Genomic DNA, 23,866 nt, shown 5'->3' with positions numbered 1-23,866 from the left:
AGGAATTTCTGCTAAAAAATTACGCAATTGAAATGAAATATTTTACAGAAAAACCAAGCCATTGAAATTATAATTATTAAAATATGTTAATTAAAAAATATTCGTTTTAAATTTCGTAATTTTGCGCTGTAGAATATTCTGCTTAATCATACGAAGAACGATAGAATTTATGCCGAACCAAAAGATATTATACGTCACCACAGAATTGTATCCTTACCAGGAAGACAGTAACATAGCGACAATGGTGAGTAAAATGGCACTCAAAATGCACCAAGGAGGGAATGATGTGAGAGTTTTCATGCCAAGATTTGGTCAAATAAGCGAACGAAAGTTTCAGCTTCATGAAGTAATTCGCCTTTCGGGGATGAATATCATTATTAATGATCTCGATCAGCCCTTAATCATCAAAGTAGCTTCTCTTCCGGGAGAGAGACTACAGGTTTATTTCATTGATAATGAAGAGTATTTCAAAAGAAAACAATTCTATATTGACGACGACGGAAAACCTTTTGATGACAACGATGAGCGCGCTATATTCTTTGCAAGAGGAGTTATAGAAACCATCAAAAAACTCAACTGGGTTCCCGATGTTATTCACTTAAATGGCTGGATGGCCTCTTTTATCCCAGTATACTTAAAAACTTTTTACAAAAACGATTCTTACTTTAAAGATTCAAAAATTGTTCTTTCTGTTTACAATGAGGAAGATCTGCCGCTTTCTTCATCGATAGAAGAAAAAATGAAATTTGACAATATTACTGCACTTGATGCGTTTAAAAAACCGAGTTTTCAACAATTCGTGATCGACAGTATGGATCTGGTAGATGTGGTTTTAAAAGGTGATGAGTTCTTACAAGATGAACTCAAAGATGCTTTTGACAAAACTGCTACTACAAAATCTGAATACATCGACGCTGTATCCATCAATAACTTATACTAACAATTTTTTTTTAATGATAAATAATATTCAAAAATTATTCAAAATTACCGCAACACTGGTAATTGGGAGTTTAATTTTGTGGAATTGCGAACCCGAGTCAGATCAACTTGGTTCGCAATTTTTTCAGAACGGTGCACAAGGAACAGAAACTTCATATCCGGTTATAGCTTATAATCAATATAACGGAATCGCTGGAGTTTTAAATGGTGATACCATCAGAACGGATGCTGTTCGTCTTAACAGTGCAACTCTTGGTGCTTTCACCGAATCACAATTTGGGCTGCAGAAATCAGCGTTTGTTACGCAGGTTCGTTTAAGTTCTTATGCGCCAGATTTTGGGGTGAATCCTGTTATAGATTCCGCGGTCATGGTTATAAAACCATTGTATGCAGCAGATTCAGTAACTACAACTACCAATGAAGCCTATATCTATCCAATTGGAGCAGTTGAGGCAAAAAAAGTGGTCAATACTTATCCCGTTACCAAATATGGCAAAAGTAAACTTGGAGGTGTAAAAGCTACTTTTAATATAAAAGTGCGCGAAGTAACTGATTTTCTTGGTGGGAATACTGATCAGATAAAATCAAACAAAATCGTTGGCACTGGAAATATTATTGGCTCCACACTTTTTAAAGGTGATGTCAATTCGATATCGATCACAAAAAAATCAGATAACAGTGTTCTTTTTCAAAGAGATGCCACAATAAGAATTCCAATGGATTCGGCATTTTTCCAGAATAAGATCATTACAAAAGGGATGTCGCCGGAATTGACCGACGCGGCCTCGTTTATAAGATATTTTAAAGGATTGAGAATCTCAGTTGATGAAAATGACGGTTATATTTTCAATTTCGATCCAAATTCTGTAGTCATTAATCTTTACTACAAAAAGGATAAAGTTGATGGTACTACAACAACTCGTGAACAGATGGTCTATCCGATGGATGTAGGGTCATCGAATACTCACTTCAGTCAGATCGCTTTTGACAGAACGGGAACTCCTTCTGCGTCGGTTATTTCTGCGAATCAAGATACAGGGGATTCCAGGATTTACGCACAGGGAATGGGTGGTCCGGGAATAGGACTTCGGGTACCTCTTTCAACAGTTGATGCCATAAAAGCAATGTATAAAAACGATAAGATTGGAATTATTTCAGCCAAGATTAGAATTTATACGGATGCCGTTAACTGGAACAACTCTTACAGAAAACCAATTACTTTCGTGGTTAGACAGCGAGATCTAAGTCTTACCGGTGATGCTCAGTATCTTAATGATTTCCTTACAGATATGAGTACTTTGGCTTACACGGGAAATTATAATTTGGTTAAAGCTTATGACCTTGACAAAAATCCTGCGTATTACGATATAGGAATTACCCAGACTTTCAAGAATATTATTGAAACTGAAGCGAAAAATAATGACCTTATTTTAAATGTTGGTAATTATACGACAGATGCAAATGGTAATTTGTTAGGAATACAATATAAAAATTTAGGTCAGCAGAATTTTAATTCAAGATCTTTTACCCCATTCAGAGCGGTATTTATAGGTACAGAAGCGAACAACCCTCAAAGTCCTAAGTTGATTTTAACTTACGGTAAGAAGTAATAGTAATAATTAAAGAATATAATAGATGTGTGGTATTGTAGGATATACAGGATTTCAGGATGCATATGAAGTAGTAATAAACGGACTTCGAAGATTAGAATATAGAGGTTACGACAGTGCAGGTATTGTTTTGGAGCAGGGAACAAACTTCGATGTTGCAAAAACAAAAGGAAAAGTTGAAGATTTAGTAGCCATATCGAAAAATCTTATAGGCAAGTCGCACGTTGGAATGGGACATACAAGATGGGCAACCCACGGTGTTCCGAGCGATCGAAATTCCCACCCACATATCTCAAACAATGGCAAGATCGCCATCGTTCATAATGGGATCATCGAAAATTACGATACGATCAAAACGATGCTTACCGAGAAAGGTTTCGTTTTTCATTCAGAAACCGATACCGAAGTTCTCGTAAATCTAATTCAGTATTTGATGGACATCAATGCTGATATTGATTTTCCCACTGCAGTGAGATATGCTTTGAATGAAGTGTACGGAGCTTACGCAATCACGGTAATGCACGAGGATTTTCCGGGGGTATTGGTCGTTGCGAGATTAGGTTCTCCATTGGCAATTGGTTTGGGGAATAACGAATATTTTATTGCTTCAGATGCTTCTCCCTTTGTAGAGTTTACAAAAGAAGCAGTTTATCTGGAAGAAGGTCACATGGCGACTATTTCTTTAGAACACGGTGTTGACATTAGAAATATTAAAGATAATGTAAAGATCATTCCAGAAGTTCAGCAGTTAAAACTGAGTTTAGAGCAGATAGAGAAAGGTGGTTATGAACATTTTATGCTGAAAGAGATTTTCGAACAGCCAAAATCTATTCATGATACTTTAAGAGGAAGATTACTGGTAGAGGAAGGGATCATCAAAATGGCCGGAATCTGGGATCACCTCGAAAGATTAAATCAAGCACAAAAAATTACGATAATCGCTTGCGGAACATCTTGGCACGCCGGTTTAATTGGCGAATATTTAATTGAAGAATTTGCAAGAATTCCTGTTGAGGTTGAATATGCTTCAGAATTTAGATATAGAAACCCGATCATTACCGATAAAGACATTGTCATCGCGATCTCCCAATCTGGAGAGACTGCGGATACAATGGCTGCAATAAAAATGGCTAAAGAAAAAGGCGCATTTGTTTATGGAATTTGTAATGTCGTAGATTCATCAATATCTCGGGTAACAGACGCAGGTTCTTACACGCACGCAGGACCGGAGATTGGTGTTGCTTCTACAAAAGCCTTTACTTCTCAGCTGACCGTACTTTCTTTGATCGCATTAAAATTAGGAAAACACAACGGAAACCTGAGCAATCAGGAATTCATGAGATTGATCACTGAACTCGATGCACTTCCGAAAAAAGTGGAGGAAGTGCTAGAAACGACAAATGATATTGTTAAAGATATTGCAAAACATTTTATTGGCGCTCAAAATTTCCTTTATTTAGGAAGAGGTTATAACTTCCCGGCAGCTTTAGAAGGAGCACTAAAATTAAAAGAGATCTCTTACATTCACGCAGAAGGATATCCTGCCGCAGAAATGAAGCACGGTCCAATTGCTTTGATCGACGAGAATATGCCGATCGTGATCATTGCACCTAAACAGGGTCACTATGATAAGATTGTGAGCAATGTTCAGGAGATCAAGGCCAGAAAAGGAAAAATTATCGCATTAGTAAACAAAGGTGATACTCAGGTTGCATCTGTTGCAGATTATGTGATAGAGTTTCCGGAAACGTCCGAATGTTTTTCTCCAATCATTGCATCCATCCCGTTACAGTTATTAGCTTATTACATTGCAGTTTACAGAGGCGCAAATGTGGATCAACCTAGAAATCTCGCAAAATCTGTTACCGTAGAATAAAAATAATGTTAATATTTATAAAATAATTCAAACATTTTTTCGTTTTGGAAAAAAAATCATAATTGTTTTTCCAAAAAATTATATATTTACCGCTTAATTTTAATAAATAGAATGAAAAGAATATTTCTCATATTACTATCCGCATCTTTTATCATCTCTTGTTCCAAAGGTGGCAAGTCTAGCTCTGGAAAGCCAGGTATTAAAGGAGAATTAGTGCCAAGAAGCAAATCAAAATCTTTTGTTGCAGAACGTCCGTACGGAATGGTTGCAATTCCTGCCGGATCTTATGTAATGGGTCTTGCTGATCAGGATTTTACCAATACTCCAGAAAAAGCAAGCTTGAAGACAGTAACTGTTTCTTCTTTCTTTATGGATGAAACTGAGATTACCAATGCAGAATACCGTGTTTTCATTAACTATGTTCGCGATTCTATTGTACGTTCTTTATTAGCAGAAGCTGCCGGTGACGGTGGTTCAACTGGTGACGGAGGTTCAATTGGTGATTTTGCCTATTTGTCGAAAAAAGCTGGAGAAAATAAAACTCCTTATCAGGATTTTATGGAAGCTCAAGGCGGTAGAGATGGGTATAACGAATCAAAAAAATTAGACTGGAGCGTTCCTTTAAGATGGAAAACTTCTGAATATCCAGATGCTCAATATGCTGAAATTTTAGAATCAGTTTATATTCCACCTGCTGAAAGAATTAATAATGAAAGAATTATTGATGCTAGAAAATTGAAATATGCTTACCAATGGGAAGATATAGAATCTGCAGTTAAAGATAAATCAAGAGGGGCAAAATATTTGAAAAAAGAAAGTATTGCGGTTTATCCTGATACAACGGTTTGGATCAAAGATTTCAACTACGCTTACAACGAACCTCTTTATGATGGATATTTCTGGCACAGCGCTTACAAAAACTATCCTGTAGTTGGCGTAACGTGGGATCAGGCGAGAGCGTACTGTAATTTTAAATCTAAATTGAAATCAGATTACAACGAATCTCTTAAAAAGAAAAAACAAAAAGCGATGGCTTTCCGTCTACCTACAGAAGCGGAATGGGAATATGCAGCTCGTGGTGGAAAAGAAAATGCAACTTATCCTTGGGGTGGACCTTATTTAATGGATGACAGAGGGTGTTATTTAGCCAACTTCAAACCGAAAAGAGGTAATTATATCGAAGACGAGAAAAAAGGAACTTACACGTATACTGCGCCAGTAAAACAATTTGGGAAGAACGGTTTCGGATTATTTGATATGGCAGGAAATGTAGCGGAGTGGACAGAATCTCCTTATAACAATTCTACTTACGAATTTGCTTCTACCTTAAATCCATATCTATCAAACCAAGCTTACAGAGAAGTAAGAAAAACCGTAAGAGGTGGTTCTTGGAAAGATGTAGGATATTTATTAATGAACGGAGCAAGAGATTACGAAAGAAAAGATTCTGCCAGAAGTTATATCGGTTTCAGAACCGTACAGGATATTCCTGAGGGAACGGCGAAATTCAAAAAAAGAACAAACTAGAAGCATTTAAAAACAAATAATAATTATTAACTAAAAAAAATTAATACCACATGTTTAAAACTAAAGAAGGAGTTTACAATTTTATTTACTCAATTGGAGCCGCAATCGTAATTTTAGGGGCGCTTTTCAAAATGACGCATTGGCATTTAGGTCCTCTTACCGGTAACGTAACCTTAGCAATAGGTTTGATTACGGAGGCGATCATTTTCACCATTTTCGCATTTGATGCACCAAAATCTGAAGAGTCTTATGCTTGGGAAAATGTATACCCTGAATTGTTAGATTCTCACGCATCACCAAATCCAAAACATTCTACGCTGGGTTTTCAATCAGCTGAAGTTAAAGAATTAGAAAATTCTTTGTCAGATAAATTAGATAAGATGTTGGCAGATGCTAAACTTGATGTAAGCCTTTTTGATAGATTGAGAACAGGCATAGATAAATTTTCATCTTCAGTAGACCAGATCAACCAGACAGTAGATGTTACAGGTTCTACTCAAAAATACAATGACCAGTTAATGCTTGCAGCAAGTCATCTTGAAAGCATGAATGCATTATATGCACTACAATTAGAGCATGGTAAAACACAAACTGAATACAGCAAAAAGTATGTAGAAGATATGCAGAAATCTGCTGCTCATTCAGAAAAATTCAACGATGAATTATCCGGATTAACTTCTAACCTTAACAGTCTTAATAGAGTTTACGGCGGAATGCTTAGCGCAATGAAATCATAGTTTTCTAACCATTATATTTAAAATTTAATTATTAACAAAATTTACTAAAGAAAATGGCACAAGGAAAACAGACGCCTCGTCAGAAGATGATCAACTTGATGTATCTGGTTTTCATTGCAATGCTTGCAATGCAGATCGACCAGGAAATCATTAGATCTTACAAAGATACCACCGGTTCTTTGGAAGAAACAAGAGCACTTACCGAAAACAATAATAAAATCTTTGGGATCACTTTAGCAGCTAAGGCCGCAAATACTCCTGAAACATTTACCACTCCTTTAAATAATTACAAAGGTTTAGAAGCAAAAGCCGATGATTTGGTTCAAAGTATCGAAACTTTGAAAACAGAATTGAGCAAAGGCGCTGAGTACAACAAAAACGAACAGGATATTCAGGAAAGTTTCGCTTCATTAAATAATACAGAACCTTCTTCGAACGTATTTTTTATTGGAGGTGACGAAAATAAACCTTCTAAAAAAGCCGATGAGTTAAAAACGAAGATCGAAGCTTTTAAAACTTATATCAACCAGACTTTCGGATCTAATAAATTGATGGAAGGAATGGTAGCAAGAACTAACAAACAAATGGTTACCGAATACAAGCAATTGCGAAACGGTAAAAACTGGGTTCAGTACAAATTTTATAATCAGCCGTTAATTGCTGCGTTGTCTAATTTGGAAGTAATTCAATCATCTGCGAGAGGAATACAAGGTGATGCATTATCAATTATGCTTCAGGAAAAAGTGGATGCAGACATCAAATTTGATGCTTATCAGGCAATTGTTTCCGCACCAACGATCGTTATTCAAGGCGAAACGGCCCAAGGTAAAGTTGCAATTGGAAATTATTCCAGCAATGTTCCTGGTTTAACAATGCCTGGTTTAACAGTTGAAAATGGTCAGGGAAGCCGTAATTTAGATACAGGTTCTTTGGGTGATAAAACTTTTGCGGGTACGATCTCTTTCAAAGATGTCAACGGAAAAGAAATTCCTTTAACTTACAATCATACTTATAAAGTAATTGCAGGAGCACAAGAGTTGAAAGCTCAAAAAGGAGCTATTGTAACTGCAGATAAAATGAATGTTTTATACAGAGGTTTACCAAATCCGATTTCAGGATCTATCTTAGGAGCAGACATGTCTGGAATTTCATTATCAGCAGCAGGTGCTTCTGTTAGCGGAAGTGGAGGAAAATGGACTGTAACTCCGGGAGCAGGTTCAACCGTAAAATTGACCATTTCTGGAAAAGATCCAAAAGGAGGAACTATTTCACAAGCATTTGATTTCAGAATTAAAAATGTTCCGCCACCAGTTGGTCAAATTCAGGGAAGCTTTGTGGTTTCGATGCCTGCAAGTTCAATTCCAAACCAGAAGGTTTCGGTTGTTATGCCAGAATTCGATTTCCCGGTAAGCTTCGTAGTGAACAGTTTTATGTTTAAAGTACCAGGAAAAGCAGGAATGCTGATCAACGGGAATTCATTGAGTTCAGTTGGTAATTTAACAAAAGGATTGCGAAATGGCGATATCGCTTACGTATTTAATATTAATGCAACAGCAACTGGATTAGGTAATCAAGCATTAAAACAAATTCCGCCTGTTGTAATAAACGTACAATAATTACGTTTAAAAATCATATATATATAATTTTCCAGAAAGATGAGAAAGATACTATTTCTGCTATTAGCTTTGAGTTTCCTAGGGTTAAATGCTCAAAAGAAAAAAAAGACAGTTAAGAAAAAGAAAGCAAGAACGACAAAAACTGTTGGTTCAAAAGCTGATGCGGGGCAAAATACGGCTAACATTGATTCATTAGTTAATGCTTACGCAACTCCTGCTGTTCCTGAGGTTCCAGAAGAGCCCATCAATTCGATGTCCATTTTAAATGCGAAATCTCCTGAATCTTTCAGAAAATACAGAGATCTTGGTATGATCAAGCAAGGTGATTCTATGGTTTCTACTAGAAAAACACCACTTAAATATGGCTTTATCGAAGATAAGGACATCTTAAAAAGTATGGTGGTTTGGGAAATTATCGATATGAACGACAAGATCAATCAGCCTTTCTATCATAACGAAGACGGAATAGTTTCTCAAAACAGATCATTGTATCAGGTTTTATTTGATGCTATTAATAATGGTAAGATCAAAGAAGTCTATGATGATGAACTGTTCACGGTAAGATTAAGTCCGGAAGCCATTCAGGCAAGGATCAAGAATGAAGTGATGAGTAATGCCGGAACTGATGCTATGAATGCTAATAACGGAGTTTTGACGGAGGAACAAAAGAAAGAATTCATAAACGTTTATGAAACTAAAACTGAAACAGTAAAGGTTTTGAAAATTAAAGGAATGTGGTACATTGATAAGCGAGATAGCCAGATGAAATACAGGCTCTTAGGAATTGCTGCAATGGGACCAGATCCATCAACAATGGGTCAGTTCGGGCCAGACGGAAAACCTTTAGCTTCAAAAGATGAACTCATCGATTTATTCTGGGTTTATTATCCAGATGCGAGAGAAGTTTTAGCGAATTCGGTTGCTTTCAATAACAAAAATCTTTCTTCAGACATCAGTTTTGATGATTTATTGAACGCCAGACGATTTTCTACGATCATTTATAAATCAGACAATGGTTTAGGAAACGGGGTTATCAAGGATTATATTCCGAAAGATGCCGATGGTCAGTTGGAAGAAAGTGAAGCGATTAAAGCGCAGATTCTCCAAATGGAAAATGACATGTGGAATTACTAAATTTCATTTGAAAATATCACAAAACCTGAGTATTTTTACTCAGGTTTTTTTGTCTTAAATTTTAGATTATTGTAAATGAAAAATGTTGATTATATAATTGTTGGTGGAGGTTATGCGGGGATTTTTTTTGCCCATCAATTGATTACTCACAATAAGTCTTTTGTTCTGTTTTCCGGAGACCAATTGGGAGCTTCCAAGGTTTCAGCCGGAGTTATAAATCCGGTTGTTCTAAAAAAGTTCACTACTTTTTGGCTCGCTGAAGAGCAGATTGATTTCCTAACAAAAACAATGTCGGAAATTGAAGTTTATACAGGGAAAAATTACCTGATCAACGAAAATATTCACCGTATTTTTCATGATAAAAATGAAAAAGAATTATGGTTAAGCAAAACCGAAACTGATGAGTTAAGACCATTTCTTAATCCAGATTTTGAAAATTTGGGAAACATAAAAAATCCGTTCGGAACCGGTTCTGTCAAGAAATCTGCGCGTATCAATGTCGACGCTTTTTTTAAAGATTTTTTCGATTATTTGAGAGAACATGATCAACTTGTTCAGGAGCAATTTGAATACTCACAACTATCAGACAATATTTACAAAGATTTTACTTTTAAACATCTCGTTTTCTGTGAAGGTATGGGAGTGCGGGCAAATCCTTTTTTCAATGATATACAGGTCATTCCGAACAAAGGCCATCATTTAAAAGTGAAACTTTCTGTGAAACTGGATCATCAATATACTTTGAAGAAAAAACATTTTCTGTTTCCATTAAATGAGGAGGCCTATTATTATGGTGGAAGTTATGATCCTAATGAAAGAGAGAATGAGATTGATGAATTCAAACGAGAAGAACTCATTGTTGGTTTACAGGAGTTTTATCCTCATGACTTTGAGGTTGAGGAAATCAACTATGGTTTTCGTCCTACTGTAAAAGACCGCCGACCAATTATAGGAAATCATCCCGAGCATCCGGATTATTTTATTTACAACGGCTTAGGAGCGCGCGGAATTTTAAACGGATGTTATTTTTCCCTGGAACTATTCGAGCATATCGAAAATGGAAAAGAATTAATGGCGGAAGTTGATATAAAACGGTTTAATAAAAAGAAATAATTCCATCCTATTTGATAGTTAAACCGTAAAATAAAATGGAATTAAAATCATTAGAAACGCATTCGGTTATCAAAAAATTTTATCATCATTTGTGTTGGTGAAATAAAATTTTTTAAAGCTCGTGACAACGCTTATGTGGTGTGTTTTTAGAACCTATAAAGGTCAGATTTCAAATAATTCTAAATTGAAGAAGTTTTAGGAAATCCAAATTTTATCTGCGCAAAAATCGGCAGGTTATAAACTTTGTGCAATACGTAAAACGACGTATTTTACTGTCAATTATTTTCATCTAAATTGTACTTTGCTTAAATGTAGCTTTAAATTTTTTTGAATTGAAGGTATTTTTTGACCTGATTAAGCTGGATTTCGTCGTTTATTTATTTCTCCTCACTAAACTTTAACGTAATTTTATCTTTAAAATTTACTTTTTATTTTTTCTTCGTTGTACCTTACATACTCAAATTTAATGAAAGCAGAGTTCCGGTAACACTAAAAAAGTTGCATTCTCTACCAGATTCTAGCCGAGTCATTGCATGTTATTTTATGAATGGTCAGTTCGAATTAAAAGATAAATCAGCATTTGTTTTTTCCATGAACGAAACCGAATGCGTCTTTTTATAAAGCAAGAGCAGGTAGTAAATGGACTCTAAATTGCTTTATTTTTTAAACATCTATTTCCCGGATTTTAAATTCTAAAAGAGTTAAAAATTCACATTAAAATTAAAGAAGAAGTATAATAATATGGAAACTAAAAATTTAATTCAAAAAAGTATTGACACCGTAAGAGTTTTATCCGCCGATGCTGTTCAAAAAGCCAACTCCGGCCATCCGGGAACACCAATGGCTTTAGCTCCTCTTGGGCATGTTTTGTGGTCGGAAGTCATGAAATACAATCCGAAAAATCCTGCGTGGGCAAATCGCGATCGTTTTATTCTTTCTTGTGGTCACGCTTGTATGTTGCAATACAGTTATTTGCATTTAACAGGTTATGAAATTTCTTTAAAGGATATTGAAAATTTCCGTCAGCTTCACAGTATAACAGCCGGTCATCCGGAATATGGATTAACGCCCGGAATCGAAGTGACGACAGGACCATTAGGACAGGGATTTGCGAATGGAGTTGGAATGGCGATTGCTCAGCAATACATGGCGAAACGCTACAACCAACCCGATTTCAATATTTTCGACTATCATATTTATGCAGTTTGCAGCGACGGCGACTTGATGGAAGGAGTTTCTGCAGAAGCCGCTTCATTTGCAGGACATCTTGGTTTGGGAAATATGATTTATTTCTACGACAGCAATCACATTACTATTGAAGGCGACACGGATATAACTTTTGAAGAAGACGTTTCCAAAAGATTTGAAGCTTACGGATGGCATGTGCAAAATCTTCCCGATATTAATGATTTAGACGCATTGAATGCCGCCATTAAAAATGCAAAAAATGAAACAACTCGTCCTTCTTTAATTAAAGTTCGAAGCATTATCGGTTACGGAAGTCTAAATAAAGAAGATACTGCCGCAGCTCATGGTTCTCCTCTAGGTAAAGATGAAGTCCGTTTGGTGAAAGAAAATTTCGGCTTTGATCCCGATAAGAGTTTCGTCATTCCCGAAGAGGTTGCCGATTTTTACGAGAAAGCAGGAGAGAATGCTGCGAAGAACGAAACTGAATGGAACGAACTTTATAAAAATTACAAAGAGCGCCATCCAGATTTAGCCAAAGAGTATGAAGATATTACCTCCGGAAAAGTACCGGAAGGTTGGGAGAAAAAACTCCCCGTATTTGAAGCCGGAGAAGATTTAGCCACAAGAAAAGCTTCCGGAAAAACTTTAAACGCAATTGCAGAATATTTCCCACAACTCATCGGTGGTTCTGCGGATCTTGCGCCTTCTACTGATACCAATCTCGACGATTATAAATCTTTTTCAGCAAAAAACAGAGACGGAAGAAATTTCCACTTTGGAATTCGCGAACATGCAATGGGTGCCGTTTTGAATGGAATGGTTCTCAGTAATTATTTAATTCCCTACGGCGCGACATTTTTGATCTTTTCTGATTATATGCGACCACCGTTAAGATTGGCGTCCATCATGAAGATCCGTCCGATCATGGTTTATACGCATGACAGTATCGGTTTGGGCGAAGATGGAACAACACACCAACCGGTCGAACAATTGATAGGATTACGCACAGTTCCAAATATGACCGTCATTCGTCCCGCCGATGCAAATGAAACTGCTCAAGCTTGGCGCGTTGCCATCGAACATAAAGACGGTCCGGTTTGCATCGTCTTGACTAGACAGGGAATTCCGATTATCGATCAGAAAAAATATGCAAGTGCAAAAAATGTAGAAAAAGGCGCCTACATTCTTTCAGATTCTGAAGGCGAACCCGATGTGATTCTCATCGCTACAGGTTCTGAAGTTCACTTAATTATGCAGGCGCAGGAAGAATTGAAAAAAGAAAATATTAATGCAAGAGTCGTAAGCATGCCGTGCTGGAATCTGTTCGACAAACAAAGCGCAGAATACCGTGAAAAAGTTTTTCCGAAAAAAATTCGCAAACGTTTGGCGGTAGAAGCAGGATCACCTGTTGGTTGGATGAAATATACAACAGATGATGGAGACGTTGTTGGAATAGAAAAATTTGGAGAATCAGCTCCTGCGGAAGAAATATTTGAGGAGTACGGCTTCACTGTAGAAAACGTCGTGAAAAGAGCACGGGATTTGCTTTTAAAGAAAGACTAGAACTTTTGTCCACCTCCTTTCTTCATGATTTCTAATAATATTCAAATAAAAAAATGTCCAACGAAAGCCTTAAAATCGGAATTTGTGCAGACCATGGTGGTTTTGACCTTAAAGAAAGAATAATTTCCTTTTTAAAAGAGAATAATTTCCAACCCGTTGACTTTGGTGCAAAGGAACTTGACAATGCTGATGATTTTCCTGATTATGTTATTCCACTCGCGAAAGCAGTTACAGCCGGAGAAGTTTTTCGGGGAATCGCAATTTGTGGAAGTGGGGTTGGAGCATGTGTTGCGGCAAATAAAATTTCCGGCGTAAGAGCGGCTTTAATTACCGATTACTTTTCCGCCCATCAAGGTGTGGAAGATGATGACATGAATTTGATCTGTCTTGGTGGTCGGGTAACAGGCTATGCAAGTGCGGAAGAATTAGTTCTGGCTTTTTTAAACGCCAAATTTATAGGTGCAGAAAGACATCTGCGGCGACTGAAGAAAATTCAAAACTTGGAGAACAATTAATAATTAGATTTTTTTTTCCTATCTGAGTGGAACGCCTTTGCGGACTTAATCAATCACAATGTTTAAAATTTTCTTTGCTGAACTTCGCGTTTAGATACATTAATAAAGTTGAGCAAATTCATATATTAATCTTTAAAACAATCAAAATGAATCCATTAAATAAAATAAGAAACTTAGGACAAAGTATTTGGCTCGATCTACTAGACCGCGAAATTATGACATCCGGAAAATTGCAAGATCTCATTGATAATGATAACTTGCGTGGATTGACTTCTAATCCGTCTATTTTTGAAAAAGCCATCAGTGGAAGTTCAGATTATGACGAAGATATTGTAAAACTGGCACAAAAAGAAACCGATAATTCTGCGATATTTTTCGATCTGGCAATTGCAGACATTCAAAAAGCTGCAGATCTATTCAAACCGGTTTATGATAAAACCGAGGGTAAAGATGGTTTCGTCAGTTTAGAGGTTTCCCCTTATTTGGCGAGAGATACCGACGGAACGATTTCGCAGGCTAGAGAACTTTGGAAAAGAGTAGATCGTAAGAATGTGATGATCAAAATTCCGGGAACCAAAGAAGGATTGATCGCGATCCGCGAATGTTTGCGCGAAGGAATTAATATTAATGTCACGTTGCTTTTCGGACTTCCGCGTTATCGTGAAATTACCGAAGCTTTTATGGGTGGTCTTGAAGATCGCCTTGCAGAAGGAAATTCCATTAAAGATGTTGCTTCTGTAGCGAGTTTCTTTTTAAGCAGGATCGACGTTATGGTTGATCCAATGTTAAAAGAAAAGGGTGCTGATCAACTTTATGGAAAGATCGCCATCGCTTCCGCAAAACAGGCATATCAGATTTATTTGGAGATGGTTCAAAGCGACCGTTTTAAAAAACTCGAAGAAAACGGAGCTCAAAAACAACGCGTTCTTTACGCAAGTACCGGTACAAAAGATCCTTCATTTAGTGATGTAGTTTACGTAGAAAGTATTATTGGAAAAGATACCATCAACACGCTTCCTATCGAAACCATCGATGCTTTCCGTGATCATGGAAATGCCGAAGAAACTTTGACCACCAATTTAGACGAAGCGAATAGAGCAATGGAAGAATTGAAAGAAAAAGGAATCGATATCGATAAAATTACCCAAAAGCTTGAAGATGAAGGAATCGAAAAATTCAACCAGGCTTATGAAAAACTGATCAAAAGTATCGACAGTCAAAAACGTAAACTGTAACGTAATGGCAGAATTTGATGTTTCCAGAATTAAGGTAGTTTTCATGGATATCGGTGGCGTTTTGCTCACCAATGGTTGGGATCATGAATCTCGCTTAAAAGCCGCGAAAGTTTTTAATTTTGATTACACGGAAATGAATATTCTTCATAATTTCATTTACAATGTTTTTGAAATTGGCAGTATTTCTCTGGATGAATATTTAGATACCATTTTATTTAATCAACCGCGTGATTTTTTAAAAGAGGATTTTAAAGAATTTATGTTTGACCGATCTGTCGAATTACCACAATTTCTAGACTGGTCAAAATCCTGGAAAAAACAAACTGATTTAGCAGTGTTCGCTTTGAGTAATGAAAACGAAGAACTCAATGATTACCGCATCAAGAAATTTAAACTACATGATCTTTTTGATGGATTTTTCTCCTCCTGTTATTTGGGAATGCGAAAACCAGATCCCAGAATTTATAAAACTGCCATGGAAATTGCACAGGTTAAACCCGATGAATGCATCTATCTCGACGACCGACCCATGTTGGTTCAAGCGGCTAAGAAATTAGGAATGAACAGTATTCTCCATCAGGATTTTGAAACCTCAAAAAACATTTTAGAAAACTTTATAAGAAAATAAAATTATGAACGAAAATAAAAATCAGAACGCTTTTGGAATGATCGGTTTGGGAACAATGGGTTCCAACCTTTTACAAAATATCGCCGACCACGGATATTCTTGTGCTGGATATGATAACAATACGAAAACCGTACAGAAACTTAATGACTTGAAAAATGAAAATATCCACGGATTTTCAGATTTGAAACAATTTACGGACAGTCTGAAAAGTCCGAAAGTTGTCATGATGCTCGTCCCTGCAGGTGAAATTGTAGACAGCGTTATCAAAGATCTTTTAACTGTTTTAGATAAAGGAGATATCATCATCGACGGTGGAAATTCACATTTTACCGATACAGAAAGACGGTATCTTGAATTAGAAAAGCAGGGTTATCATTTTGTAGGAATGGGTGTTTCCGGTGGTGAAGAAGGCGCCAGAAGAGGTCCGAGCATGATGCCGGGCGGAGATCAAGAAGCTTATGAAGTTTTAAAACCTATCCTGGAAAAAATTGCGGCTCATGTAAATGGCGAACCGACTGTTGCTTTTATGGGAGAACGTTCAGCCGGACATTTTGTGAAAATGGTTCACAACGGCATCGAATACGCGATCATGCAACTGATTTCGGAAACCTATGAGATAATGAAAAATGGTCTTGGAATGAAGAATGATGAAATTCAAAAAGTTTATAAAAAATGGAATGAAGGTCGCTTGAAATCTTATTTATTAGAAATCACGGCCGATATTTTCACTTATAAAAATGAAGGCGAAAAGGAATTTTTGTTAGACAGCATTCGCGATCAGGCAAAAGCGAAAGGAACAGGGAAATGGACTTCTCAAGCAGCGATGGATCTCCATCTTCCAACTCCGATTATCGATATTGCAGTTTCGATGCGCGATCTTTCCAGTTTAAAAGAGTTGCGTGTAGAAGCTTCCAAAATATATCTGGACTCTACGGAAATGGATTATAAAACCAACAACGAACAATATTGTACTCAGTTGGAAGAAGCCTTTTACTTTGCGATGGTTTCTGCGTATGCACAGGGAATGCATTTGCTTTATCAAGCGAATGTTGAATTTAAATACAATTTGAATCTAGATACCATTGCGAAAATATGGCGTGGTGGCTGTATTATTAGGTCAGAGTTTTTAGAAGATATTTATGCAGCTTATAATAAAAATCCTGAATTGACACATTTGCTTTTAGATGCTTCTGTAGCCAAGGATCTTTCCTCCAGTATTCCGGCGATTCGAAAAGTCGTTTCAGATGCGGCGCTTCATGGTATTTCCACCCCGGCTTTTTCTGCATCTTTAAGTTATTTTGATGATTTTAGAAATGAAAATATGCCAACGAATTTAATTCAGGCACAACGCGATTATTTCGGGTCTCATACTTATGAATTGAAAGCGAAAGAAGGCGTTTTTCACACCAAATGGATGATGGAAAATATCAAGGAGTAAACTTTTTTAAATTAGATAAATTGTAAAAATGCCAAACACGATCAATATAGAAAGTCCTACCGTTCTCATAATTTTCGGCGGTAACGGAGATTTAACAAAAAGGAAAATTATTCCCGCTTTATACAATCTGTTCCTTGAAAACAGATTACCCGAGAAGTTCGCGATCATCGGAACTTCAAGAACCAAATTTACCGATGATAAATACCGTGCCTTGCTTTTAGCAGGAATCAATGAATTTTCCCGAACCGGTAAAGCGAAGAAAGAAGACTGGGCTAATTTTTCCGCGAAGATCACTTATCAGGCGGCGAATATTAAAGATGTTGCCTCTTACAATGATTTCGAAGGAAGGATCAGTAAACTGAAAACTGAGTGGAAAGAAGATCCCGCGATTCTGTATTACTGTGCTGTTTCGCCCGATTTATTTTGCACCATCGCCGAGAATGTTTCAAAAAGCAAATTAGAAAATAATAAGGATACGACCAGGATGATTATTGAGAAACCCTTTGGTCGAGATCTGGAATCTGCGAAAACTTTGAACGCAAAATTACTCACCATTTTCGATGAGAAACAGATCTACAGAATTGACCATTATCTCGGAAAAGAAGTCGTTCAAAACGTCATGGCTTTCCGTTTTGCGAATACGATCATGGAACCTTTGTGGAATCGGACGCATATCGAACATGTTCAGATTTCAGTGACAGAAAAAATTGGCGTTGAAGACCGCGGAAGTTATTTCGATCATGCCGGAATTTTGCGCGACATGATTCAAAATCACCTGCTTCAATTGTTGTGTATTATCGCAATGGAACCACCTGTGAACTTTGATGCAGACTTGGTTCGGGACAAAAAAGTAGAGGTTTTAAAAGCCATGCGAAAAATTGTTCCGGGAATGATCGACAAAGTGGCCGTTCGCGGTCAGTACGGTCCCGGTTGGGTAGAAGGGAAGGAAGTTCCCGGTTATCGTGATGAGGTTGATGTTGACCCGGATTCCAATACTGAAACGTATGCTGCTATGAAATTTTATGTAGATAACTGGCGTTGGCAAGGTGTTCCGTTCTATTTGAGAACTGGGAAAAGATTATTCAAATCGGCTTCGCACATCATCATTCAGTTTCGGGAAGTTCCTCATAATATGTTTACGAACAAAGCGGAGAATCTTCCAAAACAAAACCGACTCATCATCAGTATTCAACCTGATATGTCCATTAAATTTCAACTGGAAAGCAAAACTCCGGGCTTGGAAATGACTTTGAATACCGTAGATATGGTTTTTGATTATGCCGGAAAAACGAAAATTGATTCCCCTGAAGCTTATGAAACCCTTCTATTAGATGTAATTTCTGGCGATCAAACATTATTTATGCGTGCTGATCAAGTGGAAGCTGCGTGGGAAGTGGTGATGCCCGTTCTTGATTACTGGGAAAATAATAAAATACCCGATTTTCCAAATTATCCCGCCAATTCCTGGGGTCCGGAAAATGCAGAAGCATTGATCGCAAAAGATGGTTTTCACTGGATCAATTTACCCGACAAAAATTTAAAAGAGTAATAATGAAGTTGAAAATATATAATAATATTGACGATGTAATAAAAGCTTTGGCAGAAAGAATTTGCGAAGTTTCAAAAGAATCCATCCAATTGCATGGACAATTTAATTTTGTGCTTTCCGGTGGAAGTTCTCCGAAAAAATTATATGAATTGTTGGCATCGGAATCTTATCGCGATAAAATCGACTGGGAAAAAACTTATTTTTTCTTTGGAGATGAAAGATTCGTTCCCGCCGATAGTTCAGAACGAAATTCGATGATGGTTGAAGAAGCTTTATTCCAACCTTTAAAAATTAAGAATTCGAATATTTTTGAAGTCGACACAACCGGTTCTCCCGAAGAATCGGCGCTGAAATACTGGGAAGTAATTTCAGATCATTTTAAAGGAAATCTTGTGGAATTTGATTTCACTCTTTTGGGTCTCGGCGATAATTCACACACCGCGTCACTTTTTCCAAACACTTCGGTCTTGGAGGAAAGGGAAGCAACTATTAAAGCAGTTTTTGTGGAAGAAGTTGATATGAATCGAATTACAATGACGGCGCCTTTAATTAATGAATCTAAAAATATTGCATTTCTGGTTTTTGGAGAGGGAAAAGCTGAAGCCGTTTATCATATTTTAGAAGATCATTCGGGTTCCGCAAATGAATATCCGGCGCGGTTAATTTCAAAAGATGAAAATAAGACAGAATGGTTTTTAGACGAAAAAGCGGCTTCTCAATTGAAGCATAAATAAATATTTTTCTAAATTATTATAGTTTTAAAAATATAATTTACCCTGATAAGTCTTTTAACTTCGATAAAATATTTCTAATGAAAGCACTACAAATAAAAGGATACGGCGACGTAGAAAGTAATTTAGCTTTCAATAACATCGAAAATCCTTCAATCAAGGAGAATCAGGTTTTGATTGAAATCTTCGCTGCAAGCACAAATCCCATTGATTATAAAATTATTGAAGGACTTTTAAAGCAAGTCATCAAATTAAATTTTCCCACCGGTATTGGTTACGACCTCTCAGGAATTGTTCGGGAAACTGGTAAAAGTGTCAAGGGTTTTAAAGTTGGAGATGAGGTTTTTTCCAGCGTTCCTCAAGAATCCCGTAGTTCTTTTGCTGAATTTATCGCAGTTGATGAAAATATGGTTTGTTTGAAACCGAAGAATTTAAATTTCGAAGAAGCTGCCTCTTTACCAATGGTCGGTCTTACCACAATTCAGGCTTTTAAAAGAGGAAATCTGAAAGCTGGAGATAGGATTTTGATACACGCCGGTTCGGGTGGCATCGGTTCATTTGCAATTCAATATGCGAAAAATATTGGCGCTTATGTTTACACAACAACGGGTACTGCAAACGTTGGCTGGGTAAAAGAATTGGGCGCTGATCGTGTCATAGATTATAAAACTGAAAATTATCTGGACCTGGTAAAAGACGTGGATTTTGTTTACGATACGCTTGGAGAACAATTTACGATTGACGCTTTTAAAGTGATCAAAGTCGGTGGAAAAGTAATTTCACTCATTGGTCCGGTTGATGACGAAACTGCAAAAGAATTCGGCCTAAATTTAATTGCGAGAATTTATTTATACTTTAAAAGAATAAAACTGACAGGTAAGATCAAAGAGAAATCAGCCTATTATAAACTGATTTCAATGAAACCCAATAGTGAAGATCTGGAAATTATTAAAAAACTGGTCGAAGAAAATAAAGTAAAATCCATCATTGATAAAATATTTCCCTTTTCTGAATCCGTCAATGCATTGCTTTATCAAAAATCTGGGCGTGCAAAAGGAAAGATCATTATAAAAATGAAGTAGCATTTAGTGAGTTGAAATCGCTTAGATAATTTCTCTTCATATCTATATTTTTCATTATCAAATCTTAAAGATGTAATTCGTTAAGATTAAATTATTTTTCAATTCCCATCGCCGCATAATATGCTGCACCCATCAAAGCAGTTTTATCATTGAGTACAATTTTCACAGGAATTGTTTTTAGCAAATGTTCCATTCGACCTGCATTGATAAAGTTTTTATAGAATTGTTTTTTATCGATGAGCTTAAGAATTTTCGGCGCAATTCCGCCACCTATATAAATTCCACCCGTTGCGTTTGCCTTTAACGCGAGCTGTGCGGATTCGATGGCAAGATAATTCAAAAATAGCTGGAGGGTTTCCACGCAAACAGAATCTTTATTTTCTAAAGCCGCAGCAGAAATAACTTTTGCCGAACGGTCAATTTTTAATTGTTCCTTCAGCCACTGCGGTTCTTTTTCCTTTCTATATTGTCGCAGAAATTCGTAGATGTTCATAATTCCCTGTCCTGAAACTACGCGTTCCCAACTCACATGGTCAAATTTCGTTTTTAAATATTTCCACAATTTCATACCCAGTTCATCGGTCGGACTAAAATTACAGTGACCACCTTCCGTCGCATAAGGGTGAAAATTCGAACCATCCCAATATAATCCTGCCTCTCCAAGACCTGTTCCGGGCGAGATAATTGCGGCATTTCCGGGATCGTCATCGCCTTTAGTTAAAACTTGAAAGTCTTTCTCTTCAAGTGCAGAAAGTCCATAAGCATTCGCCTCCAAATCATTGATAAGAAGTATTCGCTTAATATTTAAATCACCCTCCAATTTTTTCGCATCGATTTCCCAGGCGAAATTTACGCCGCGAACTTTATCACCATCAACCGGTCCTGCAACACCTAAACAGGCGCAATTTATTACGATAGATTTGTCATTGTGAAAAGTGCGGAGCGCCTTTACGAAAGATTCATGGTCGCTCGTTGGGAATCTTTGACTTTTTAGGGAAACCAGTTTTCCTTTCTGAATTTCGAACAGGGCAAAATCGGTTTTCGTTCCGCCAACATCTGCAGCAAGTACTACTCCGGAATTTGGTAATTTATTTTTTTTCGAAGGATAAGCCATTGGTAATTGGGCTTCTAAAATATCTGGTAAGGAACTTGAATTGAAGTTTTCCATTTTTAGTTGCTTTTAAGGGAAAAATTTTTAGAAAAATAATTTTGGGAAGAATCTGAAAAGTCCAAATACTTATTAGCAATGAATTTGAAATTAAATCAAAATAACGGTTAATTTTTTTCCGTCGATTCTTATCTTATTTAAAGATAAGATTTTTTAAGAACAAATTTTCCTAACTCAACAAAAATTACTTCTCCCCATAAATTAAGAGCGCAGTTCCTTCAATATTTACATTTCCGTCTGGATATTTTTTATTGACCAGTTCACAGACTTCTTTTTTTATTTTTTCCCTCATCTTTTCATCCGCGTTGTTAAGTCCAGCCACAATCGGAGCGGCAATTTCGGTCATGAGTTGCCAGTAAATTTCTGCGGTTCCGCATTGGAGGACGCAAGAGATCTTAGTTTCAGTACTATTTTTGAAACCTGCTTCATTAAAAATATCGGTCATTAAACCACTTTTTCCACACCGAAAAATCCCCGGAGATCCTGAAAGCGGAGGAGGTAAGTGCATATTTTTATTGATGATTTCTCCAATGGCGCTTCCCCAGAAATTTTCTTGAGGTGTTCCCCAAACGGCAGTCGCTAGTTTACCACCTGGTTTTAAAACCCGCAATATTTCTTTCGCTGCTAATAGCATATCTGGGAAAAACATAAATCCCATTCTACAACTAACCGAATCGAAAGTATCACTTTCAAAAGGAAGTTCGGAAACATCGCAGGCAAGAAATTCAACATTTGTTATTCCTTGTAGTAGGGCATTTTCCCGCGCAATATTGAGCATGTCATCGGATAGATCTGTAACAATCACTTTTCCATCGGGAACCATTTTTGCGAGACTTAATGCAGGTTCGCCGGTTCCTGCAGCAATATCCAGAATTAATTCTGAGCCTTTCGGTTGGAGTAATTTAATAATTCCATCTGCAGCAGGTTGCATGTGTTCGAGAAGTTTTGATTCCCATTTTTTCCAGCCTGTAGAAAATTGATTCCAGGAGGCTTTTTGCTTTTCGCTAACGTTTTGAAAATGGCTTTCCATGATTTTAATTTTTAAATAAAACAGGTTGATAAACAATCAAAGGTACAACGTTTAATCATATGGAATTCAGGGTTTTGTGTATTTTTTTATTTCAAAGATGAAAGCATTTTTTAATGAAGTGTTTGAGGAAATATTATTGGTATTTTACTAAAAACTCATATTCTCAGAGGAAAAAAGTTTTTAAACAGAGGATTAAAATTAGTGGCAATTTTTAGATCCTGATTTAAATTTTAAGTGTTTTTTATTAATGCTGTAGCAGGAGTAAATAATCGTTTCCTTTAATCGACATGCTCTCTGCCGATGATTGTTGCAATGGATGATTAATTAAATCATAAAACTTTTGGTTTCGCAACAAACTTTCAAAATTGTAGTAGAATTACTACAAAGAATTTAGAAAAGTGGGTCTATCTTTGAATTATCAAAAACAGTAAGAATATAAAAAAATTCAAAAATAATTTAATAATTTAAAATTTAGAAATCATGGCAGCAAACAATTCAAGAGGTGTTCTGAAATTCAACGGAGGCGCAGAACAGAAAGTTTTAAAACTTAATTACAGTGTATCAAGATCTACGGACGTTTCCGGACGGGTAGCTTCAGATCCATCAAATGCACTGATCAAAATTACAATCGAAGCAACAGAAGATGCTCATGTACTGGAAAGTTTATTGAATGGGAAATACAAACCAACAACTGGTGAAATTACTTTCAACAAATCTCACGAAGAAGGAACATTGATCACCTTGAAATGGAATAATGGTTATGTGATCCAGCACGAAGTAGATTTCGATGCTATTGATTCAGACAACATGTTGATCTCATTCGTAGTAAGTGCAGAGAAAATCGACTACGGTACCTCTGCTTATGAAGGAGTTTGGCCGGGTAAATAAGAAGTTTGAAAACTTTTTAAATCGGTTTTAAAACTTGAAAAGGTTTTGTTAAACTAAAATAATTCCCGATGAATATGCTTTACGCAATTTTTATCGGGAATTTTTTATAATATCGGTCAGATTAATTTTTAATGAGCCTGCAATATCCTGGAAAAATGATATTTTTAAACTTAATTAAAAATATATACTTAATTTTAGTACATCAAATTTGTCTTTTAAACCTTTAAACCTTTAAACTTTAGAAGTTTGATAATCGTAAAGTACGAACTGAAAAAAAATAAGGATCAACTTTCAAATTA

General features: G+C 36.5%; 19 protein-coding genes. 17 read left to right on the top strand and 2 right to left on the bottom strand.

Annotation, left to right across the window (positions count from 1 at the left end):
- Positions 1 to 169: 169 nt before the first annotated feature.
- The 16 genes from IV494_RS07375 to IV494_RS07300 all read left to right on the top strand — a co-directional run bounded on the left by IV494_RS07375 (position 170) and on the right by IV494_RS07300 (position 20,481).
- Positions 170 to 940: a glycogen/starch synthase gene (locus IV494_RS07375; RefSeq protein ID WP_196079528.1), complete on the top strand. Its 771-nt coding sequence runs from the start codon at positions 170 to 172 to the stop codon at positions 938 to 940.
- Between the two features lie 13 nt (positions 941 to 953).
- Positions 954 to 2,549 carry a DUF4270 family protein gene (locus IV494_RS07370; protein ID WP_196079527.1) on the top strand — a complete coding sequence of 532 codons (1,596 nt, stop codon included), beginning with the start codon at positions 954 to 956 and terminating at the stop codon, positions 2,547 to 2,549.
- Between the two features lie 25 nt (positions 2,550 to 2,574).
- Complete coding sequence (gene glmS / locus IV494_RS07365; protein WP_196079526.1) at positions 2,575 to 4,425, top strand: glutamine--fructose-6-phosphate transaminase (isomerizing); 1,851 nt, start codon at positions 2,575 to 2,577, stop codon at positions 4,423 to 4,425.
- A gap of 111 nt (positions 4,426 to 4,536) precedes the next feature.
- The gene (gene porK / locus IV494_RS07360) at positions 4,537 to 5,952 is read left to right on the top strand and encodes a T9SS ring complex lipoprotein PorK/GldK (protein WP_196079525.1); all 1,416 of its coding nucleotides are present in this window, start codon (positions 4,537 to 4,539) and stop codon (positions 5,950 to 5,952) included.
- Positions 5,953 to 6,002: 50 nt separating this feature from the next.
- Positions 6,003 to 6,689 carry a type IX secretion system motor protein PorL/GldL gene (gene porL / locus IV494_RS07355; protein WP_196079524.1) on the top strand — a complete coding sequence of 229 codons (687 nt, stop codon included), beginning with the start codon at positions 6,003 to 6,005 and terminating at the stop codon, positions 6,687 to 6,689.
- A gap of 53 nt (positions 6,690 to 6,742) precedes the next feature.
- Positions 6,743 to 8,305: a type IX secretion system motor protein PorM/GldM gene (gene porM / locus IV494_RS07350; RefSeq protein ID WP_196079523.1), complete on the top strand. Its 1,563-nt coding sequence runs from the start codon at positions 6,743 to 6,745 to the stop codon at positions 8,303 to 8,305.
- A 252-nt stretch (positions 8,306 to 8,557) separates the two neighbouring features.
- Positions 8,558 to 9,439 (top strand): type IX secretion system ring subunit PorN/GldN, encoded by an 882-nt coding sequence (gene porN, locus IV494_RS07345; RefSeq protein ID WP_317193001.1) that lies wholly within the window; start codon positions 8,558 to 8,560, stop codon positions 9,437 to 9,439.
- 75 nt (positions 9,440 to 9,514) lie between these two features.
- Positions 9,515 to 10,552 (top strand): NAD(P)/FAD-dependent oxidoreductase, encoded by a 1,038-nt coding sequence (locus IV494_RS07340; protein ID WP_196079521.1) that lies wholly within the window; start codon positions 9,515 to 9,517, stop codon positions 10,550 to 10,552.
- Between the two features lie 741 nt (positions 10,553 to 11,293).
- Positions 11,294 to 13,303: a transketolase gene (gene tkt, locus IV494_RS07335; RefSeq protein WP_196079520.1), complete on the top strand. Its 2,010-nt coding sequence runs from the start codon at positions 11,294 to 11,296 to the stop codon at positions 13,301 to 13,303.
- A 53-nt stretch (positions 13,304 to 13,356) separates the two neighbouring features.
- On the top strand, positions 13,357 to 13,818 hold the full coding sequence (locus IV494_RS07330; protein WP_196079519.1) for an RpiB/LacA/LacB family sugar-phosphate isomerase: 462 nt from the start codon (positions 13,357 to 13,359) through the stop codon (positions 13,816 to 13,818).
- A 146-nt stretch (positions 13,819 to 13,964) separates the two neighbouring features.
- Entirely contained in the window at positions 13,965 to 15,053 is a 1,089-nt protein-coding gene (gene tal / locus IV494_RS07325; RefSeq protein ID WP_196079518.1) for a transaldolase, read from the top strand.
- A gap of 4 nt (positions 15,054 to 15,057) precedes the next feature.
- Entirely contained in the window at positions 15,058 to 15,681 is a 624-nt protein-coding gene (locus IV494_RS07320) for an HAD family hydrolase (protein ID WP_196079517.1), read from the top strand.
- 4 nt (positions 15,682 to 15,685) lie between these two features.
- Positions 15,686 to 17,119 carry an NADP-dependent phosphogluconate dehydrogenase gene (gndA, locus tag IV494_RS07315; protein ID WP_196079516.1) on the top strand — a complete coding sequence of 478 codons (1,434 nt, stop codon included), beginning with the start codon at positions 15,686 to 15,688 and terminating at the stop codon, positions 17,117 to 17,119.
- Positions 17,120 to 17,147: 28 nt separating this feature from the next.
- Positions 17,148 to 18,668, top strand: coding sequence for a glucose-6-phosphate dehydrogenase (gene zwf / locus IV494_RS07310; RefSeq protein ID WP_196079515.1), 1,521 nt, complete (start codon positions 17,148 to 17,150; stop codon positions 18,666 to 18,668).
- A gap of 2 nt (positions 18,669 to 18,670) precedes the next feature.
- Complete coding sequence (pgl, locus tag IV494_RS07305; RefSeq protein WP_196079514.1) at positions 18,671 to 19,402, top strand: 6-phosphogluconolactonase; 732 nt, start codon at positions 18,671 to 18,673, stop codon at positions 19,400 to 19,402.
- Positions 19,403 to 19,479: 77 nt separating this feature from the next.
- Positions 19,480 to 20,481 (top strand): NADP-dependent oxidoreductase, encoded by a 1,002-nt coding sequence (locus tag IV494_RS07300; RefSeq protein WP_196079513.1) that lies wholly within the window; start codon positions 19,480 to 19,482, stop codon positions 20,479 to 20,481.
- Positions 20,482 to 20,572: 91 nt separating this feature from the next.
- On the opposite strand, the gene glk is transcribed toward IV494_RS07300, so the two are convergent.
- Positions 20,573 to 21,649, bottom strand: a complete 1,077-nt coding sequence (gene glk, locus IV494_RS07295) for a glucokinase (RefSeq protein ID WP_196079512.1) — start codon at positions 21,647 to 21,649, stop codon at positions 20,573 to 20,575.
- 184 nt (positions 21,650 to 21,833) lie between these two features.
- Positions 21,834 to 22,679: a class I SAM-dependent methyltransferase gene (locus tag IV494_RS07290; protein WP_196079511.1), complete on the bottom strand. Its 846-nt coding sequence runs from the start codon at positions 22,677 to 22,679 to the stop codon at positions 21,834 to 21,836.
- Between the two features lie 480 nt (positions 22,680 to 23,159).
- Between IV494_RS07290 and tssD the strand changes: the two genes are divergently transcribed.
- Entirely contained in the window at positions 23,160 to 23,567 is a 408-nt protein-coding gene (gene tssD, locus IV494_RS07285) for a type VI secretion system tube protein TssD (protein ID WP_074781444.1), read from the top strand.
- Positions 23,568 to 23,866 lie beyond the last annotated feature (299 nt).

Source organism: Kaistella gelatinilytica (assembly GCF_015679325.1).
GTDB classification, from domain to species: Bacteria; Bacteroidota; Bacteroidia; order Flavobacteriales; family Weeksellaceae; genus Kaistella; species Kaistella gelatinilytica.
This window is presented reverse-complemented; position numbering and strand designations above follow the sequence as displayed.

Bases quoted from the DNA above. Each gene is read 5' to 3' on its own strand.
- IV494_RS07375 (WP_196079528.1), top strand. From the start codon at position 170: ATGCCGAACCAAAAGATATTATACGTCACCACAGAATTGTATCCTTAC.
- IV494_RS07370 (WP_196079527.1), top strand. From the start codon at position 954: ATGATAAATAATATTCAAAAATTATTCAAAATTACCGCAACACTGGTA.
- glmS (WP_196079526.1), top strand. From the start codon at position 2,575: ATGTGTGGTATTGTAGGATATACAGGATTTCAGGATGCATATGAAGTA.
- porK (WP_196079525.1), top strand. From the start codon at position 4,537: ATGAAAAGAATATTTCTCATATTACTATCCGCATCTTTTATCATCTCT.
- porL (WP_196079524.1), top strand. From the start codon at position 6,003: ATGTTTAAAACTAAAGAAGGAGTTTACAATTTTATTTACTCAATTGGA.
- porM (WP_196079523.1), top strand. From the start codon at position 6,743: ATGGCACAAGGAAAACAGACGCCTCGTCAGAAGATGATCAACTTGATG.
- porN (WP_317193001.1), top strand. From the start codon at position 8,558: ATGTCCATTTTAAATGCGAAATCTCCTGAATCTTTCAGAAAATACAGA.
- IV494_RS07340 (WP_196079521.1), top strand. From the start codon at position 9,515: ATGAAAAATGTTGATTATATAATTGTTGGTGGAGGTTATGCGGGGATT.
- tkt (WP_196079520.1), top strand. From the start codon at position 11,294: ATGGAAACTAAAAATTTAATTCAAAAAAGTATTGACACCGTAAGAGTT.
- IV494_RS07330 (WP_196079519.1), top strand. From the start codon at position 13,357: ATGTCCAACGAAAGCCTTAAAATCGGAATTTGTGCAGACCATGGTGGT.
- tal (WP_196079518.1), top strand. From the start codon at position 13,965: ATGAATCCATTAAATAAAATAAGAAACTTAGGACAAAGTATTTGGCTC.
- IV494_RS07320 (WP_196079517.1), top strand. From the start codon at position 15,058: ATGGCAGAATTTGATGTTTCCAGAATTAAGGTAGTTTTCATGGATATC.
- gndA (WP_196079516.1), top strand. From the start codon at position 15,686: ATGAACGAAAATAAAAATCAGAACGCTTTTGGAATGATCGGTTTGGGA.
- zwf (WP_196079515.1), top strand. From the start codon at position 17,148: ATGCCAAACACGATCAATATAGAAAGTCCTACCGTTCTCATAATTTTC.
- pgl (WP_196079514.1), top strand. From the start codon at position 18,671: ATGAAGTTGAAAATATATAATAATATTGACGATGTAATAAAAGCTTTG.
- IV494_RS07300 (WP_196079513.1), top strand. From the start codon at position 19,480: ATGAAAGCACTACAAATAAAAGGATACGGCGACGTAGAAAGTAATTTA.
- glk (WP_196079512.1), bottom strand. From the start codon at position 21,649: ATGGAAAACTTCAATTCAAGTTCCTTACCAGATATTTTAGAAGCCCAA.
- IV494_RS07290 (WP_196079511.1), bottom strand. From the start codon at position 22,679: ATGGAAAGCCATTTTCAAAACGTTAGCGAAAAGCAAAAAGCCTCCTGG.
- tssD (WP_074781444.1), top strand. From the start codon at position 23,160: ATGGCAGCAAACAATTCAAGAGGTGTTCTGAAATTCAACGGAGGCGCA.